The 16030-nt window shown below is 72.5% G+C and carries 15 protein-coding genes; 5 read left to right on the top strand and 10 right to left on the bottom strand.

Translation table 11 applies throughout. The features are described from left to right. Positions 1 to 3: 3 nt before the first annotated feature. The 4 genes from Psi01_RS33960 to Psi01_RS33945 are packed head-to-tail and all read right to left on the bottom strand — an operon-like array spanning position 4 to position 4887. A complete protein-coding gene (locus Psi01_RS33960) occupies positions 4 to 1212 on the bottom strand; it encodes a glycosyltransferase (protein ID WP_204068244.1) in 1209 nt (402 codons plus the stop codon). Continuing rightward, positions 1209 to 2243 carry a glycosyltransferase family 9 protein gene (locus Psi01_RS33955; RefSeq protein ID WP_204068243.1) on the bottom strand — a complete coding sequence of 345 codons (1035 nt, stop codon included), beginning with the start codon at positions 2241 to 2243 and terminating at the stop codon, positions 1209 to 1211. Before Psi01_RS33955 ends, Psi01_RS33960 begins: the two co-directional genes overlap by 4 nt. Continuing rightward, positions 2240 to 3250 carry a glycosyltransferase family 2 protein gene (locus tag Psi01_RS33950; protein ID WP_204068242.1) on the bottom strand — a complete coding sequence of 337 codons (1011 nt, stop codon included), beginning with the start codon at positions 3248 to 3250 and terminating at the stop codon, positions 2240 to 2242. Before Psi01_RS33950 ends, Psi01_RS33955 begins: the two co-directional genes overlap by 4 nt. Further along, positions 3247 to 4887 (bottom strand): carbamoyltransferase family protein, encoded by a 1641-nt coding sequence (locus Psi01_RS33945; RefSeq protein WP_204068241.1) that lies wholly within the window; start codon positions 4885 to 4887, stop codon positions 3247 to 3249. Before Psi01_RS33945 ends, Psi01_RS33950 begins: the two co-directional genes overlap by 4 nt. 197 nt (positions 4888 to 5084) lie before the next feature. Here Psi01_RS33945 and Psi01_RS33940 point away from each other — a divergent pair, with 197 nt between their 5' ends. The 4 genes from Psi01_RS33940 (at position 5085) to Psi01_RS33925 (ending at position 7818) form a co-directional block, all read left to right on the top strand. Continuing rightward, positions 5085 to 5648 carry a D-glycero-alpha-D-manno-heptose-1,7-bisphosphate 7-phosphatase gene (locus Psi01_RS33940; protein WP_204068273.1) on the top strand — a complete coding sequence of 188 codons (564 nt, stop codon included), beginning with the start codon at positions 5085 to 5087 and terminating at the stop codon, positions 5646 to 5648. Next, positions 5645 to 6604: a glycosyltransferase gene (locus tag Psi01_RS33935; protein ID WP_239128232.1), complete on the top strand. Its 960-nt coding sequence runs from the start codon at positions 5645 to 5647 to the stop codon at positions 6602 to 6604. The genes Psi01_RS33940 and Psi01_RS33935 overlap by 4 nt, the downstream gene beginning before the upstream one ends. A 56-nt stretch (positions 6605 to 6660) precedes the next feature. Further along, positions 6661 to 7050 (top strand): hypothetical protein, encoded by a 390-nt coding sequence (locus Psi01_RS33930; protein WP_204068240.1) that lies wholly within the window; start codon positions 6661 to 6663, stop codon positions 7048 to 7050. Between the two features lie 93 nt (positions 7051 to 7143). After that, positions 7144 to 7818, top strand: coding sequence for a DUF6766 family protein (locus Psi01_RS33925; protein WP_204068239.1), 675 nt, complete (start codon positions 7144 to 7146; stop codon positions 7816 to 7818). Positions 7819 to 7820: 2 nt separating this feature from the next. Here Psi01_RS33925 and Psi01_RS33920 read toward each other — a convergent pair whose 3' ends face one another. From Psi01_RS33920 to Psi01_RS33910, 3 genes are all read right to left on the bottom strand, one after another. Then, positions 7821 to 9320, bottom strand: a complete 1500-nt coding sequence (locus Psi01_RS33920; RefSeq protein WP_204068238.1) for a hypothetical protein — start codon at positions 9318 to 9320, stop codon at positions 7821 to 7823. 545 nt (positions 9321 to 9865) lie between these two features. After that, positions 9866 to 11308 carry a DUF2254 family protein gene (locus tag Psi01_RS33915; protein WP_275424631.1) on the bottom strand — a complete coding sequence of 481 codons (1443 nt, stop codon included), beginning with the start codon at positions 11306 to 11308 and terminating at the stop codon, positions 9866 to 9868. 54 nt (positions 11309 to 11362) lie between these two features. After that, on the bottom strand, positions 11363 to 11905 hold the full coding sequence (locus tag Psi01_RS33910) for a cysteine hydrolase family protein (protein ID WP_204068236.1): 543 nt from the start codon (positions 11903 to 11905) through the stop codon (positions 11363 to 11365). A gap of 100 nt (positions 11906 to 12005) precedes the next feature. On the opposite strand from Psi01_RS33910, the gene Psi01_RS33905 reads away from it, so the two are divergent. Then, positions 12006 to 12422, top strand: a complete 417-nt coding sequence (locus Psi01_RS33905) for a CBS domain-containing protein (RefSeq protein WP_204068235.1) — start codon at positions 12006 to 12008, stop codon at positions 12420 to 12422. A gap of 147 nt (positions 12423 to 12569) precedes the next feature. Here Psi01_RS33905 and Psi01_RS33900 read toward each other — a convergent pair whose 3' ends face one another. The 3 genes from Psi01_RS33900 to Psi01_RS33890 are packed head-to-tail and all read right to left on the bottom strand — an operon-like array spanning position 12570 to position 15965. Continuing rightward, positions 12570 to 13481 (bottom strand): carbohydrate ABC transporter permease, encoded by a 912-nt coding sequence (locus tag Psi01_RS33900; RefSeq protein WP_204068234.1) that lies wholly within the window; start codon positions 13479 to 13481, stop codon positions 12570 to 12572. Next, a complete protein-coding gene (locus Psi01_RS33895; RefSeq protein WP_204068233.1) occupies positions 13478 to 14491 on the bottom strand; it encodes a carbohydrate ABC transporter permease in 1014 nt (337 codons plus the stop codon). Before Psi01_RS33895 ends, Psi01_RS33900 begins: the two co-directional genes overlap by 4 nt. A gap of 52 nt (positions 14492 to 14543) precedes the next feature. After that, complete coding sequence (locus Psi01_RS33890; RefSeq protein WP_204068232.1) at positions 14544 to 15965, bottom strand: extracellular solute-binding protein; 1422 nt, start codon at positions 15963 to 15965, stop codon at positions 14544 to 14546. Positions 15966 to 16030: the final 65 nt, after the last annotated feature.

Raw genomic sequence — 16030 nt, 5'->3', positions numbered from 1 at the left:
GGTTCAGCCTCCGGCCGTGACGATGATGCGGTTGCGGTCGTGATCGCGTCGGCCGGCGATCACGTCGAGATAGACGGCCTCGGTTCGCTCGGCGATTCGGGGCCAGCCGTACAGGTTCCTGGCGCGGCGCTCCCCCGCGGCCCCGATGGAGGCCCGCAGGTCCGGGCGGTCCAGCAGGTCGCGCAGCGCCCGGGCCAGGGCCCGCGGGCGGCGGGGCGGGACCAGCGTGCCCCAGCCCGCGACCGTGTCGAGGTGGCCGCCGACGGCGGAGGCCACCACGGGCACGCCGCAGGCCATGGCCTCCACCGGCACGATGCCGAACGGCTCGTACCAGGGCACGGTGACCACCACGTCGGCCGAGCGCATGAGGGCGGGCACGTCGGCGCGGCCGACGCTGCCCACCAGGCTGACCCGGTCCGACAGTCCGTGCGAGGCGGCCAGGGCGGTCAGGCGCCGGCTCTCCTCGTCGTCCTGGGCGCCTCCGGCGATGACCAGCTCGGCCCCGGGCAGGTGGCGCAGGGCCTCCACGACCGTGCCGACCCCCTTTCGGGGGACCATGCGGCCGATGCTGAGGATGCGGTGGCGCTGCCCGCGGGGGGCGACGGGACCGTCCGGGCGGAAGTGGTCGAGGTCGACGCCGCACGGCACGACCGCGATCTGCTCGCCCGGCACGCCCATGGCCAGCAGCTCGTCCACCTCGTCGCTGCAGGTGGCCACGACGGCCCGGGCCTGCCGGCCGATCCTGGTCTCCATGTCGATCCGCTCGCGCGGGCTGGTGTCGGCCGACCCCTGCCAGCGGCGCTTGACCGTGCCCAGGGCGTGGAAGGTCTGCAGCACCGGCACCCCGAGGTGGCGCGCGGCCCCGAGCGCGGCCACGCCGCTCATCCAGAAGTGGGCGTGCGCGACGGCGGGGCGCCACCGGGCCCAGCGCCGCCGCAGGTGATCGGCGAAGGCGGGCATGTACGGCAGCAGCATGTCCTTGGAGACCGGCACGGCCGGTCCCGCCGGGACGTGCTCGACGGTCACGCCGGGATGCATCTCCACGGTGTCGGGCACGTCGCGGTTGTCACGCCGGGTGTAGACCACGACCTCGTGCCCCCGGTCGGCCAGCCCCGCGGCCAGAGCCGCGACGTGCACGTTCTGCCCGCCGGCGTCGACCCCGCCGACGGCGGCCAGCGGGTTGGCGTGCTCGGATATCAGAGCGATCCTCATACGACTGCCTCCTTTGGTGCGGCCACGCGACGGACCTCCTCGACGACCCGTTGACTGGACACCGACGACAGACAGGGATGGCCGGGCACCGGGCAGACCCGGGCCCGGGTGCCCCGGCACGGGGCGTTCTGGTCTCCCAGGAGCACGGAGCGCACGCCGTACGGCGCCCAGCGGGCGGCGGGGACGACCGGGGCGAAGAGACTGACCACCGGGGTGCCGACCGCGGCGGCCAGGTGCGCGGGGCCGGTGTTGGCCGCCACGACCGCGCCCGCCCCGTCGAGCACCGCCGCCAGCTCCGCCATGGTCGTGCCGCCGCCCAGGTCGGGCGCGTCCCCGGCCGCGGCGATCCGCGCGGTCAGCTCGCGCTCACCGCGGCCGCCGGTCACCACGACCCGCTCCCCCGCGGCCGACAGGTCCGCGGCCAGCCGGACCCAGCTCTCGGCGGGCCAGGCTCTGGCGGGCGCCGACACGCCGGGGTGGAGGGCCACGTAGCCGGGCGGGCCGGTCAGGTGCCCCACCTCGGGCAGCGGGCGCCGTACGGCCAGGCGGCCGTCGTCGCCCGGCGGCAAGTCGAACCCGGCCTGCCTTGCCAGGCCGAGCATGCGCTCGGCCTCCGGGACGTCCACGTCCTCGTCGACGACGCGGCGCACGTCGAGCAGCGAGCCGGGATAGTCGGTGCTGATCGCACTGATCCTGGGCACGCCCGCCAGCCGCAGCAGCAGGGCGAGCGGGAGCGGCGACTGGTGGAAGGAGGTCAGGATCAGCGCCTGCTCCGGAGCCAGCCGCCGCACGTCCTCGACGAGGCGCGCGGTGTGCGCCTCGTTCACCGGGGGCGGTTCGGGGTCGATCCACGGCGTGCGCCATTCCAGCACGCGGGACACGCCCGGCAGCAGTTCGCCCGCCGCCCGGCCGTGCGGCCCCGCCAGCAGCACGACCTCCCGTGCCCCGGCGGCCACCGCCCGGATCGCCGGCCCCGCCAGCAGCACGTCGCCGGCGTTGTCGACGCGCGCCACGAGGACGGTGCCGATCACCTGCGGACCCGCATTTCCCCGCGGAGGCGGTGCGCACAGGCCACCGGCGGAATGAGTGCGCTCGTGGCGATCATCCGCCGGATCTCCTCCTTCGTGCGCGGCCCCGGGGCGATGCGCGCCCAGGCGAACTCGGCCGTGAGCAGTGCCCACGCCGTCCCCGCGGCGGCGGCGACCCGTCGCCTGCCCGTCAGGCCCGCCCCGATGGCGAGCAGGCCCGAGGCGGTGACGAGCGCGTGGCGGCGCAACCGGCCGGGCGCACCGCCCAGGGCGGCCCGCCAGTCGGGGCCGTGGACGCGCCGCATCAGCGCGTCGTCGGCGTTGCCGCGCTGGAACCGTACGCTGGCCCAGAACCCGTCGTCGCGGACCGGGTGCCGGGTGACGCGCTCGCCCCTGACCAGCCGGTAGCCCGCCGCCTGCACCCGCAGCGCGAGGTCGGCGTCCTCCCGGTAGGCCCGCGGGAAGCGCTCGTCGAACCCGCCGACCCGCTCCAGCGCGGCGCGGCGGTAGGCCATGTCGGCGGTGATCCACTCGGCGGTCGCCAGGCCGGCGGTGTTGCGCTCGGCGTCGGTGGGCCTGCGGTCGAGCGGGAGGGGGACCTCGATGCGCCCCTGGCTGCCGCCCACGTCGGCGGGCAGGTCCTCCAGGTCGGCGCGGACCGCCTTGTCCCAGCCGGGCTCGGGGATCACGTCGTCGTCGAGGAAGACGATCCACGGCGTCTGCGCCGCACGCCACCCGGTGTTCCTGGCGGCGGCGGGTCCCCGGCCGCCGGAGCGCAGGATCCGCACCCGGCCGCCGGCCGCGCCGACCACGCCCAGCAGGTCGGCGTCGTCCTCCACCGCCGCGGGGGACACCACGGGCGGGCCTTCCGGCACCGCGGGCTCGGGCAGCGGGTCGATGACCGCCTCGGGGCGGTCGTCGACCACGATGACCTCGGTCGCGGGATCCAGCGCCGCGAGGGTCGCGGCCAGGGTGGGACGGCCGATCGTCGGGATGACCACGGTGATCATGATGCGAACACCTGCCCCCGCCGGATCAGGTACGGGCCGAGCACGAGGACGTCCACCGGGGCCGACCCGAAGCACTCCAGGGCGTCGCGGGGGTCGTCGACCATGGGCCGTCCGGCCGTGTTGAGGCTGGTGTTGACCACCACCGGGATCCCGGTCCTGGCCTCGAACTCCTCCAGGGTCCTGGCCATCAGCGGGTGGTCGGCCCGGTCCACGGTCTGGATCCTGGCGGTGCCGTCGACGTGCACGACGGCGGGGATGCGCTCGCGCCACTCGGGCCGCACGTCGTGGACGAAAAGCATGTAGGGGCTGGGCATCGGGCCGCGTTCGAAGATCTCACCGGCGCGCTCGGCCAGCACCATGGGGGCGATCGGGCGGAACTGCTCGCGGCCCTTGACGTCGTTGAGCCGCTCGGTGTTGTCCGCCCGGCCGGGGTGGGCCAGCAGCGAACGGCGCCCGAGGGCGCGTGGGCCGTACTCGCTGCGCCCCTGGAACCAGGCGATGATCCGGTCGGCGGCCAGCTCGGCGGCGACCGCGGCGGCCAGGTCGCGGGGGCGTTCATACGGCACCCGCGCCACGTCCAGCCAGGCGGCCAGCTCCTCGTCGGTCCAGCCCCGGCCGAGGTCGGCGCCGGGCATCGGCGCGGCCGGCTCCCCGAAGGCATGGGCCAGGTGCAGCGCCCCGCCGAGCGCGGTCCCGGAGTCGCCCGCGGCGGGCTGCACCCAGATCTCCTCGAAGGGCCCCTCGGCCAGCAGGCGGGTGTTGGCGACGCAGTTGAGCGCCACTCCCCCGGCCATGGTCAGGTAGCGCTCGCCGGTGCGCTCGTGCAGCCAGCGGGCGAGGTCGAGCAGGACCTCCTCCAGCCGCTTCTGCACGCTGGCGGCGAGGTCGGCGTGGTCGGCCGACCAGGCCTCGCCCTTGCCCAGGGCCTTGGCGTAGCCGCCCCAGTCGACGGGCTCGACGCGGAACCCGCCGTCGCCGGTGGCGTAGATGAGCTCGCGCAGCTCGCCCAGGAAACGGGGCTCGCCGTAGGAGGCCAGCGCCATGACCTTGTACTCGTCGCTGGAGCGCATGAAGCCCAGGTGCTCGGTGACCTCCTCGTACATCAGCCCGAGGGAGTGCGGCAGCTCCTGGGTGGCCAGGACGGTCAGCTCGCCGTCGCGGTAGTGGCCGGCCAGGTGCGAGACCGCCTCACCGCGGCCGTCGCACACCAGGACCGCCGAGTTCCGGTACGGCGCCGCGAGCCCGGCCGAGGCGGCGTGCGCCACGTGGTGGGGGACGTAACGGACCTGGGCGGGGTCCAGACCGGGCAGGGCGGTGGCCAGGAAGGCCGGGGCCCGGTGGGCGTAGGTGGTGCGCAGGTCCTCCCATCGCTCGTCCAGGCCCTTCTGTCCGGGCCGTACGAGCGCGGGATCGTAGGAGTAGGCGACGGCGTCGAGGTCCTCCGGTTTGAGGCCGGCCTGTTCCAGACACCAGGCGGCGGCCTGCTCGGGCAGCTCCCATGCGGAGAAGGGGACAGGACGTTTTCCGTGCTTACGGCGGCTGAACCTCTCCTCTTCGGCGGCCGCCACCACATGGCCGTCGACCACGAGGGCCGCCGCCGGGTCATGGAAAATCGCGTTTAACCCTAGGAATTTCATGCATTCGCCTCCCGCAGACTTCTCATCACTACCGAGAGAAGCGCTTCTCAAACACACCGGTCCGATAGAAGTGCAGCTAGAAGGCCCTCTGTAGTGCAGGTTGTCACTCTAAGTAGTTTTTTTAAGGGTTAACTTACGGATGCCCGGGTAGCTGGAAAGGTCGGCGAACAATCGCTCCGGAGGTGCATGTGCCATACATGGGAAAGCCCGCGGCGGTGCTTTTCGACAGGGATGGGACTCTCATTTACGACGTCCCATACAACAACCAGGCAGACAGGGTAAAACCCCTGCTGGGAAGCCGCGAGGCGCTCGACCGGGTCCGCCGGGCGGGCATACCGGTAGGGATCGTCACCAACCAGTCCGGGGTGGCCAGGGGCCTGATCGCCGCGGCCGAGCTGGAGGAGGTCAACGCCCGCGTCGAGGAGCTGCTCGGTCCCTTCGACGTGTGGGCGGTCTGCACGCACGGCGACGCCGACGGCTGCGGGTGCCGCAAGCCCGCCCCCGGCCTCGTCCTGCACGCGGCGCGGACCCTCGGCGTGGATCCCGGTGACTGCGTGGTGATCGGCGACATCGGCAGGGACGTCGAGGCCGCCCGCGCGGCCGGGGCCCGGGGCATCCTGGTGCCCACGGAGGTGACGCTGCCCGAGGAGGTGGCCGCCGCCGCCGAGGTCGCCCCCGACCTGGCCGCCGCGGTCTCCATGGCGCTCGGCGAGGTCCCGGCAGTCCCCGCCGCCGTCCCCGCCGGGGAGGTGTCGTCGTGAGGATCCTGGCCTGGCACGTGCACGGCTCCTGGATGACGTCGTTCGTGCACGGCGCCCACGACTATCTGGTCCCGCTCACCCCGGACAGGGGCCCCGACGGGCGCGGGCGGGCGCAGACCTACCCGTGGCCGCAGGCGGCGCGCGAGGTGCCCGCCGACCGGCTCCGCGACGAGGACGTGGACCTGGTCGTACTGCAACGCCCCGACGAGATAGAGCTGGCCGCCGAGTGGCTGGGCCGCCGTCCCGGCAAGGACGTGCCCGCCGTCTACGTCGAGCACAACACCCCCAAGGGCGACGTCCCGGCCACCCTGCACCCGCTGGCCGAGCGCGACGACATCCCCGTGGTCCACGTGACCCACTTCAACAGCCTGTTCTGGGACTGCGGCCGGGCGCCCACCCGGGTGATCGAGCACGGCGTCGTCGACCCCGGTCACCTCTACACCGGCGAGCTCCCCCGGGCCGCCGTGGTGGTCAACGAGCCGATCCGGCGCGAGCGGGTCGCGGGCACCGACCTGCTGCCCCGCTTCGCCGAGGAGGCCCCGCTGGACGTGTTCGGCATGCGGGTCACCGGCCTGCCCGGCCACCTCGGCATCCCGGTGGGCGTCTTCGAGGACCTGCCGCAGGCGGCGATGCACGCCGAGCTGGCCCGGCGGCGCGTCTACGTGCACCCCTACCGGTGGACCTCGCTGGGCCTGTCGCTGATCGAGGCCATGATGATCGGCATGCCGGTGGTGGCGCTGGCGGCGACCGAGGCCGTGGAGGCGGTGCCGCCGGAGGCGGGCGTGGTCTCCACCCGGGTGGGCGTCCTGACCGCCGCGCTGGACGCCTTCGTCGGCGAGCCGGAGCTGGCCCGGCAGGTCGGCAAGACCGCCCGGGCCGCCGCGCTCGCCCGCTACGGCCTGGACCGGTTCCTGGCGGACTGGGACCGTCTGATCGCCGAGCTCACCGGAGGCTGAGAACGCTTCAACGATCTCCCATGTGACTTTCGAGGCCACCGGGGTAGGAGGTGCCGATGAGGAGACGAATGATGTGCGCTGCGGCGGTGGCCCTGATCACCGGGCTGACAGGGTGCGCATCTGCCGAGGAGGGCGCCGCCGGGCAGGCGGCGCAGCGGTTCTACTCGGCGATATCGGCGGGCCAGGGTGATCGGGCCTGTGCGCTGCTGACGCCCCGGGCCGCCGAGAGCGTGGAGTCCGGTGGCGAGGCGTGCGCCCGGGCCGTCACCACGCTCGTCATGCCCGGCGGCGAGGTCCGCGGGGCGGAGGTCTGGGGGGACGAGGCCCAGGTGCGGCTGGTGCGCGACACCGTCTTCCTCCACCGGTTCCCGCAGGGCTGGCTGGTGCGGGCGGCGGGCTGCCGCCCGCACGGCGAGCTGCCCTACGACTGCGAAGTGGAGGGCTGACATGCGCGTCATGTTCATCACCACGCTCGTCATCGTGGTGACCGGCCTGGCCTATGTGCTGACCATCGGCCTGATCGGCCGCTAGGGGGAACCGTGAGAGGTTTCGTCAAGGACAACGCGCTGAGTCTGTTCTTCCTGGTGCTGTTCCTGCTCTCGCTGGCCGGTCAGTCGGTGGCGGGCACCGCGGACTACAACGCGCGCCTGCTGGCGGAGGGCGGCTCGACGGTCTCCTGGGCGGAGTACGTCACCTCCTCCGACTTCGCCGTCGACGTGGCCGAGAACTGGCAGTCGGAGTACCTCCAGTTCCTGCTGTTCATCCTGGCCACGGTCTGGCTGGTGCAGCGCGGCTCGCCGGAGTCGAAGGAGCCGGGCAAGGAGGGCCGGGAGAGCGACCACGACCAGCAGGTGGGCCGGTACATCGAGCCGGACAGCCCGTCCTGGGCCAAGGCGGGCGGGTGGCGGCTGAAGCTGTACGGCAACTCCCTCGGCCTGCTGATGGGACTGATCTTCGTCCTGTCGTGGCTGGCCCAGTCGGTGGCGGGCCGGGCGGCCTACAACGCCGAGCAGCTGTCCCAGCTCCAGGATCCGGTGAGCTGGGGCGAGTACGTCGCATCGGCCGACTTCTGGAACCGCACCCTGCAGAACTGGCAGTCGGAGTTCCTCGCGGTGCTGTCGATGGTGGTGCTCGCCATCTACCTGCGCCAGCGGGGGTCACCCGAGTCCAAGCCGATCGGCGCGGCGCACAAGGCCACCGGCGTCGAGGGCTGACCTCACCCCGCCTCCGGCGACGCGCCGGCCCCCTGCTCCCGGGCGCGCAGGTAGGGCCTGGCCAGGGTGAGGGCGAGCGCGGTGAGGCCGATTCCCAGGTACACCGGGGCCAGGTGCACGAAGCTCGTATAACCGATGATCAGGTGCACGATGACGGCGGGCAGGAACCCGGCGGCCGCGGCCAGGGCCAGCGACCACCAGACCCACGACTCGCCGCGGCGCCAGCCCCACAGGCTGAGCAGGATGACCGCCAGCGCGGCGGCCATGAGGGCGCCGCCGAACCCGGCCCGGTCGTGGGCGATGAACGGCACCAGCCGGGGATTGGCCGCGTGCAGCCGGTCGGCGTCGGTGCCCAGGAACGTCAGGTCGGTGGGCACGAAGACCTCGGTGAGTCCCACGACGGAGACGACGATTCCTCCGGCGAACAGCCCGAGGCCGACCGCGACCATCAGGAGCTGCCCGACGAGGGCGCGCCGCCGCAGCCGTTCCGGTCCTTCCGGGCGGGCCCTCCACCGGGGTCGCATCGGCCGGCGCCAGGTGGCCGCCAGGAACATCGGGAACAGCACCACCGTGACCGCGGTGTGCAGGGGCTCCACGAAGCCGGTGTTCAGGAAGTAGAACAGGGTGGAGAAGCCGATCAGGCCGGAGACGAGGTACGCCCTGCGGGCCCACCGCCGGCCCTGTCGCAGGCCGCCCCACGCCAGCCCGGCGTACAGCACGCCGATCGCCACCATGGTGCCGGCCATCGTGATCCGGTCGTGCTGCAGGAAGGGCACCAGGTGGCGGTTGACGGCGTCGAGGTGGTGACGGTCGACGCCGAGGTACCCCTTGTCGTACCAGAGCAGCAGCGGCCCGATCGTGATCAGGGCGGCGCCGAGCCCGGCACCGATCATGCCGAGGCCGACGAGCAGGCCCCACCACCACTGCGGCCAGCGCCGCGGATCGGCGGTGATCTCGCGCAGCCCGGGCGGCGGCTCGGTCGGGGTCACCGCCTCGATGACCCGCTGGAACCAGCCGGGTCCCGCGGCCACCAGCACCGCGGGCGTGGCCAGCACCGTCACGCCCGGGTCGGCCAGCGCCGCCGCGGCAGGCGCCACGGCGGGATCGGTCAGGCGGATCAGATCCGGTTCGTCCCCGGTGATCACCCCGTCGACGTACGGCGCGAGCTGCGCCGCGGCCTCTGGCGTGGACGTCCGGACGATCACCCGGCAGGTACGGTCGGCGACGGCCCGCCGTACCTGCGGCACGTCCGCCGGGGTGACCGGCCCGATCTCGATGACCCCGGCGCCCTGGACCGGCAGCGCCCGGATCGCGTCCCGGGCGAACGCGACCGGGACCACCGCGCCGAGTCGTTGCGCCACGTCCGCGGGCGGGCGGGGGTGGTCGAACAACCCGGAGACGAGCTTGGCGCCTCCGGGCAACGAGGTCAGCGTGGCCAGGGCCCGCAGCGCCGCCCGCTGCGACCGTCGCCGCCCCAGGACGGCCGCCGCCAGAGGGCGCAAAGGATGATATGTCCAGTCCGGCACGCTTTCAGCGTTCCATACCGGCCCGCCGGCCCAGGACCGGCACCATCCCGCGCAGCGCCGCCCGCGCCGGAACCAGCCGGGCCCCGGCGTCGCGCAGGAACACCGCCGGCGGCCACGCCGGTCGGGCGGCAGGTCGTAGAGGTCCTGCCGGAGCACCCGCTGCGGCGCCGTCGCCGCCGGCAGGGCGGGAATCGGATCCGGCCAGGTGCCGAAGCGACGGCGCAGCCCGGCGCACCCACCGTCCGGAGCGGCGCGACCCTCGGTCGTCACGGCGGCGGCGAAGCAGTACACCCGCCCATCCGCCATCGCGGTGAACCCGAACCGCTCCCCACGGCCCCAGGTGACCGCTCCCCCGGTCGGCGGCATGGCGCGGGCCAAAATGATCAGTTCGCGCAGCCGGACCGGAGCCGAATCGCCCGGCCTTCCCCAGGCTTCCCATTACGGGCAGCGTCGCAACGGGGAAGGAGCAGCTGCCCCGTACGGCCGGGTGGTTTTTCGGGGCCGGCCGTACGGGTGAGGGTTCAGCGGTAGCGGAAGGGACGGGGGCCGGTGATGTCGAGGTCGTCGAGGTGGTCGATGAGGTCGCCGTCGCCCAGGCCGTTCTCCCTGACCAGCCGGGGACCCATGTCGCGGACCTGGTCGGCCATGTCCTCCCGGCCGATCGCGTCGAAGGCGGCGCGCAGCCGGGCCAGGCCGCGGCCCATCTCCACACTCGCCACGTGCGACAGCGTCGCCGGCAGCGCCCGCTGCAGGCTCAGGACCGCCACGTCCCGGTCCCGGTCGTCGAGCTGGGGCAGGATCTCGGCCAGGGTGGACAGCGCCACGGCGCAGGTCTGGTGCTGGCGCGAGGAGGTGCTGACCACCACGAGGTCGACCAGGGCCGCCACGATCCGCCGCTGCATGGCGTCGTCGTAGACCACCGGCAGCGGCCCGCCGTACACCTCGGCGTCGGGGACCCCCGCCGCGGCGCAGCGCGCCGACAGGTCGCGCAGGGCGCCGACGGAGGCCAGGGCCACGTCCGGGTTCTGCCGGGTGGAGGTGGCCGCCCAGGCGACGTTGCCCAGCTGTTCGACGGCGTGGTCGGGGTCGACGTCGGCGTTGCGGATGCGGTCGATCGTCACGCAGCCTAGCACCCGGTCGGCGACGTGCCGGCGCTGCTGCTCGGTGCCGCCGTGGATGCGCGCGACGGTGTCGCCGTAGGCCAGCAGGTCCCCGATCCGCACCTGGAAGGCGACCTCGACCTCCTCGCCCGTGGGGGCCAGCAGCTCCTGCAGGCGGGCGGTGCTGATGTCGACCACGTAGCCGGTCGCCTGGGTGGTCACCGGGACGGAGTCCCCGGTGAGACGGGGCCTGGTGCGCGAGCGCGCCAGCAGGGGCAGCTGGCGCAGCCGGGCCCGGAAGGCGAGCTCCTGGATCGAGCGCACCACCGAGGTGGGGCGCATCTGGTCGATCATGGCGTACCCCATGAAGACCAGCAGGACCAGCGCCCCGGCGGCCAGGACCAGCGCCAGCAGCGCCCCCACCCCGGCCCAGTGCGGGCGCATGACGGCCATCACCAGGTAGGTGTAGGTGGCGCAGCCCGCGACGTACCCGAAGTAGGCCTGGTTGGCCCGGCGCCGCAGGAACTGGTCGAACACCACGGGGGCGACGGTCGTGGCGGTGTGCGAGATCGCCACCATCAGCGCCGACAGGGTGAGGGTGGTGACCGTCACCAGGCCGGTGGCGATCACCCGCAGCGTGCTGATGAGGTTCTCGTGCGGGAACAGCCGTACGAAGGTCTCGCGGAGCCCGGCCGGCCACTCCGGCGAGGACAGGTCGATCAGGACCGCTCCCACCGCGAGCGCGACCGACCCCAGGACCATGAGCAGGGGGGTGAAGAGGAACTCGGTGACCGAAAGCCGCCAGCGGACCCGGAGATCCTGACGCTCAGGTACATAACGCCGTAATCGCGATATTTCTGACACGCCGCCCGCTACCCCCCGCCCCACCGGGCAAACGGTTCATTCGATCATCGCTGGTCAGCCCTCCAGGCACTGCTTCCCGGCGATGATCTCCGCCCCCATGTTGCGCTCCATCATCCGCAGCGCGGCCTCGGAGAGGTCGGCGTGGATGTGCGCCACGCAGTCGTGCGGGACGCGGATCGCGAAGTGCCGGATGTAGGCGTCGAGCGCGCTGTACAGGATGCACTGCTCGGTCACCTGGCCGGTCAGGATGACCGTCTCCACCTCCTGGCGGCGCAGCAGGTACTCCAGCGAGGTGCCGTAGAAGGCGCTGTGGCGCACCTTGGTCAGGAAGGCGCTTCCGGGCGGGGGCAGCACCGGCCGCACCAGGTCGGGCCGCCGGCCGCCGAGCGCCGCCTCCTCGATCTCCGGCCGGGCCGCCGCGAAGTCGCCGTGGTTGTCGTTGACGTAGATCAGCTCGACGTCCCGCCTCCCGTGCGCCCGCTCGACGAGGTCGGCCAGCGGCCCCACCATCCGCTCCGCGCTCTCGGCCAGCGGCTCGGCGTCCTGGTGGTCGTACGGGTTCAGCATGTCCACAACGATCAACGCGGTAGTCCCCATACACCTCCCGTTTCCCGTTGATCCCGGTTCATGTCCGACCGGTTTCGTTCCCTTCTGCGCGGGCAGCCGCAGAAGTCCGCAACCACCGAAAGGAGCGAGAATGCCGACCGCACGCGACATCATGACGTCGAACGCGGAATGCGTGAACGCCGACGAGACGGTTCTCGACGCGGCCAGGAAGATGGCGCGCCTGGGGGTGGGATCCCTGCCCATCTGCGGCACGGACGACCGGCTGAAGGGCATGCTGACCGACCGCGACATCGTGATCAAGGTCCTGGCCGAGGGCAAGGACCCGAACTCCTGCCTGGCCGGTGAGCTGGCCCAGGGCGAGGCCGTGACCATCGGCGCCGACGACGACGCCGCGGAGATCCTCCGGACGATGGCCTCGCACCAGGTGCGCAGGCTGCCGGTGATCGACGGTCACAAGCTGGTCGGAATCGTGGCGCTGGCCGACGTGGCCAGGGCGCTGCCCGACCGGCCGGTCGGTGACCTGCTCGACGCGATCAGCGCGGCCTGAGTCTCCGTCCCCCGCACACCCGGGGCCGTCTCCCTTCGGGGAGGCGGCCCCGGGCGCTTTCCGGGCCCCGCGTCCGAACTCCGCATCGGGCCTGCGTCCGGACTCCGCGTCCGGACTCCGCGTCCGGGCTCCGCGTCCGGCCGGCCGTCAGCGGCGGCCGGTGGTGGCGATGCCCTGGACGAAGTAGCGCTGACCGAGGAAGAAGATCACGATCAGCGGGAGCGTGGTCACCACGCTCGCCGCGAGGACGATCTCCCACTTGGGGTCGCCGCCCTGGTAGAACTGGTCGACGACGGCCTTCAGGCCGCGCGGCAGCGTGTAGAGCGCCGGATCCTGCAGATAGATCAGCGGCTTCATCAGGTCGAACCAGCTCGCCTTGAGCTCGAAGATGAAGGCGATGATCAGCGCCGGGCGCGACAGCGGCAGCGCGATCCGCCAGAACAGGTCGAAGTACGACGCGCCGTCGACGCGCGCGGCCTCGAAGACGTAGCGCGGCACACCGAGCAGGAACTGGCGCAGCAGGAAGATGTAGAACGCCGAACCGAACAGGTTGCCCGCCCACAGCGGCACCTGCGTGCCGGTCAGCCCCGCGGCGTTCCAGATCAGGAAGGTCGGCACCAGGGTCACCGCCGCCGGCAGCATCATCGTCGCCAGCACGCTGCCGAAGATGATCCCCCGGCCCGGGAAGCGGAAGTAGGCGAAGCCGAAGGCCACGAAGGCGCTGGACAGCGTGACCGCCAGCGCGGCCGCGACGCCCACCACCACCGTGTTGACCAGCCAGGTCAGCATGGGGGCCGCATCCCAGACGGCCACGTAGTTCTCCGGCCGGAAGGGGACCGGCCAGGGCAGGAACGGGTCGCTGAACGTCCGGTCGCGGGGCTTGAGGGAGGCCACCACGAGCCAGACGAACGGATAGAGGAAGATCACTGAGGCGGCGGCCAGGACGGTCAGGAAGAAGACCTTCCCCGTCCCCCTGCCCGCCGGGTCCGGGGCCGCGCCCTGCGCGGGCCGGGCGGTCTCCGGCCGGACCGCGGAGGTGATCGGTTCGACGGCCATCATCCGGCGTGCTCCTCGGCCTCGTAGTAGACCATCCGGTTGCCCACCCTCACCTGGATCAGCGTGATGATCGCGATCACGATGAACAGCACCCAGGCCAGCGCCGAGGCGTAGCCCATGTGCAGGAACTGGAACGCCTGCTGGAAGAGATAGATCACATAGAACAGCGCCGCGTCGCCGTACGACTGCTGGGCGATCTGGTTGCCGAAGAACATCGTGTAGACCTGGTCGAACATCTGCAGCGAGCTGATCGTGTTGATGATCACCACGAAGAAGAGCGCCGAGCTGATCATCGGCAGGGTCACCGCGCGGAAGCGCTGCCACGGCCCCGCCCCGTCGATCATCGCGGCCTCGGTCAGCTCGCGCGGCACGTTGCGCAGGGCCGCGAACAGGATGATCGTCGTCGAGCCCAGGTTCCACAGCGACATCAGCACGATGCCCATCAGGATCCAGTCGGGGTCGGTGGTCCACTGCGGACCCTCGATCCCGAACAGCCCCAGGAAGGCGTTGACCACCCCCGCCTGCCCGTTGAGCAGGAACAGGAAGAGCACGCCCACCGCGACGTAGGGCGTCATGGAGGGCAGATAGAAGATCGTCCGGAACACCCCGGCCGCGCGGCCGGTGATCCGGTTGAGCACCAGCGCCAGCGCGAGCGCGAGGATGATCGCCAGCGGCACGTGCAGCAGCGTGTACAGGACGGTGTTGCCGATCGCGCGGGCGACCTTGGGATCCTCCATCATCCGCGCGTAGTTGGCCGTCCCGGCGAACTCCGGTGCGCCGATCAGGTCGTAGTCGGTGAACGACAGCACCAGGCTGGCGAGCATCGGCCCGGCCTGGAAGAGGACCAGGCCGATGAGCCACGGCAGCAGGAAGACGTACGCCCAGCGGGTCTCGGGCCGCAGCCTCCCGACCCGCCCGGCCCGTCCCCCGCCCTCTCCGGCGGCCTTTCCCGTGACGGTCTTTCCCCCGGCGGCGCCTCCCGCAGCGCTCTTCTCCCCGGCGGTCCTCTTCACAGCGGCCCGCCGATCCCGCCCGTCACGACGACGGCGTCGTACGGCGTGCGGGTCACGACGTCGCCTCGTCGATGGCCTTCTGCGCCTCGGTGTGCGCCCGGGACAGGGACTCGGCGGCGTCCTGTGATCCCTGCAGCACCCTGGTGCCGGCATCCTCCCAGGCCTTCTTGAACTCCGCCGCCGCCGCGGACTGCGGCACCACGAAGCCCGCCTCCTGCACCGAGCGGATCACCTTGACCGCGTCGTCGAACGCCTTCTTCCCGCTCGGCTTCACGAGCTCGGAGAAGATCACCTCATCGGCCTTGGCGTTGCCGGTGTAGGTGCCGGTGTAGGCCTTGCCCTCCTGGGCGCGCTTTTCGGCCCGCGCCCGCGCCGCCGCGACCCAGGTGTCGGCCGCGGTCATGGTCTTGATCCACGTGCACGCGGCGTCGGGGTTCTTGGCCCCCTTCGGGATCACCCAGGCGTTGCCGCCCACGTTGTTGACCGGGTTGCCCTGCCGGTCCTTGAACGGCAGCACGGTGATCTCGGCGTCCGGCGTGGTCCCGGCCATCGCGGTGACCACGAACTGCTCGGTGAGCATCGCGCCGATCTGGTCCTTGACGAACGGGTTGCCCTCGCCGAAGTAGTCGAAGGTCTCGGTGAAGGCCTTGAGCTTGGTCCAGCCGCCCTGCGACTCCACCAGGCGACTCGCGTAGTCCAGCGCCTCGGCGACCTTCGGGTCGTTCAGCTTCGAGGTGCGCCCGTCCTCCGACAGGATGTCGGCGCCGTTGGCCTTGGCCCACAGCGGGAGGAACTCCGGGAGCTTGGGATAGAAGCCGAAGCGCTCGATCTTCCCGCCCTCGGTCCGCGTCATCTTCTCGGCCAGCTTGGCCAGCTCGTCCCAGTCGGAGGTGTCGACGGCCGCCGGATCGACGCCCGCGTCCTTGGCGGCCTTGTCGTTCACCACCAGGACGATCGAGTTGTAGAACTCCGGGATGCCGTACCACTTGCCGTCGTACTTCACCTGCTGCTGCGCGGCCGGGTAGAAGTCCCCGGTCGGGATGTTCTGCTCCGAGACGCACCCGTCCAGCGGCTGGATCGCCCCACGCGCCGCGTAGCTGCCGATGCGGTCACGGCTGAGATAGACGACGTCCGGCGCGTTGCCGCTGGCCACCGCCGACAGGAACGCCTGCTCGTCGAACTGTCCCTCGTTGATCCGCAGGGTGACGTCGGGGCGCGCCTTCTTGAACGCGTCGACGCGGACGGTGGCGATCTCGTCCGGCAGTCCGAAGCCCATGGTGGTCAGCGACGACTGGCCCCCCGTCGTGCCGCCCCCTCCTCCGCCCCCGCCTCCCGAGCCGACCCCGCCGCACGCGGCGACGGTAGCGGTCAGCACGGTGGCCAGGGCCGCCGTCGCGGCGCGGCCCGATCGGCTTCTCGCGGCACCCCCGCCCACCTTCGCGGTACGGCGCGCGTCCACCAGGCGTCTGGGCATGGTCGTTCCTCTCCTCCACCTCGTCCACCCAGCCCGCCGGGGGCTCGATCTCGCGCGGGGGCCGT

Source organism: Paraplanobispora siamensis, assembly GCF_016863175.1.
In the GTDB taxonomy this organism is placed as follows: Bacteria; Actinomycetota; Actinomycetes; order Streptosporangiales; family Streptosporangiaceae; genus Planobispora; species Planobispora siamensis.
Note: the sequence above shows the minus strand (reverse complement) of the source record. Positions and strands in the feature narration are given on the sequence as shown.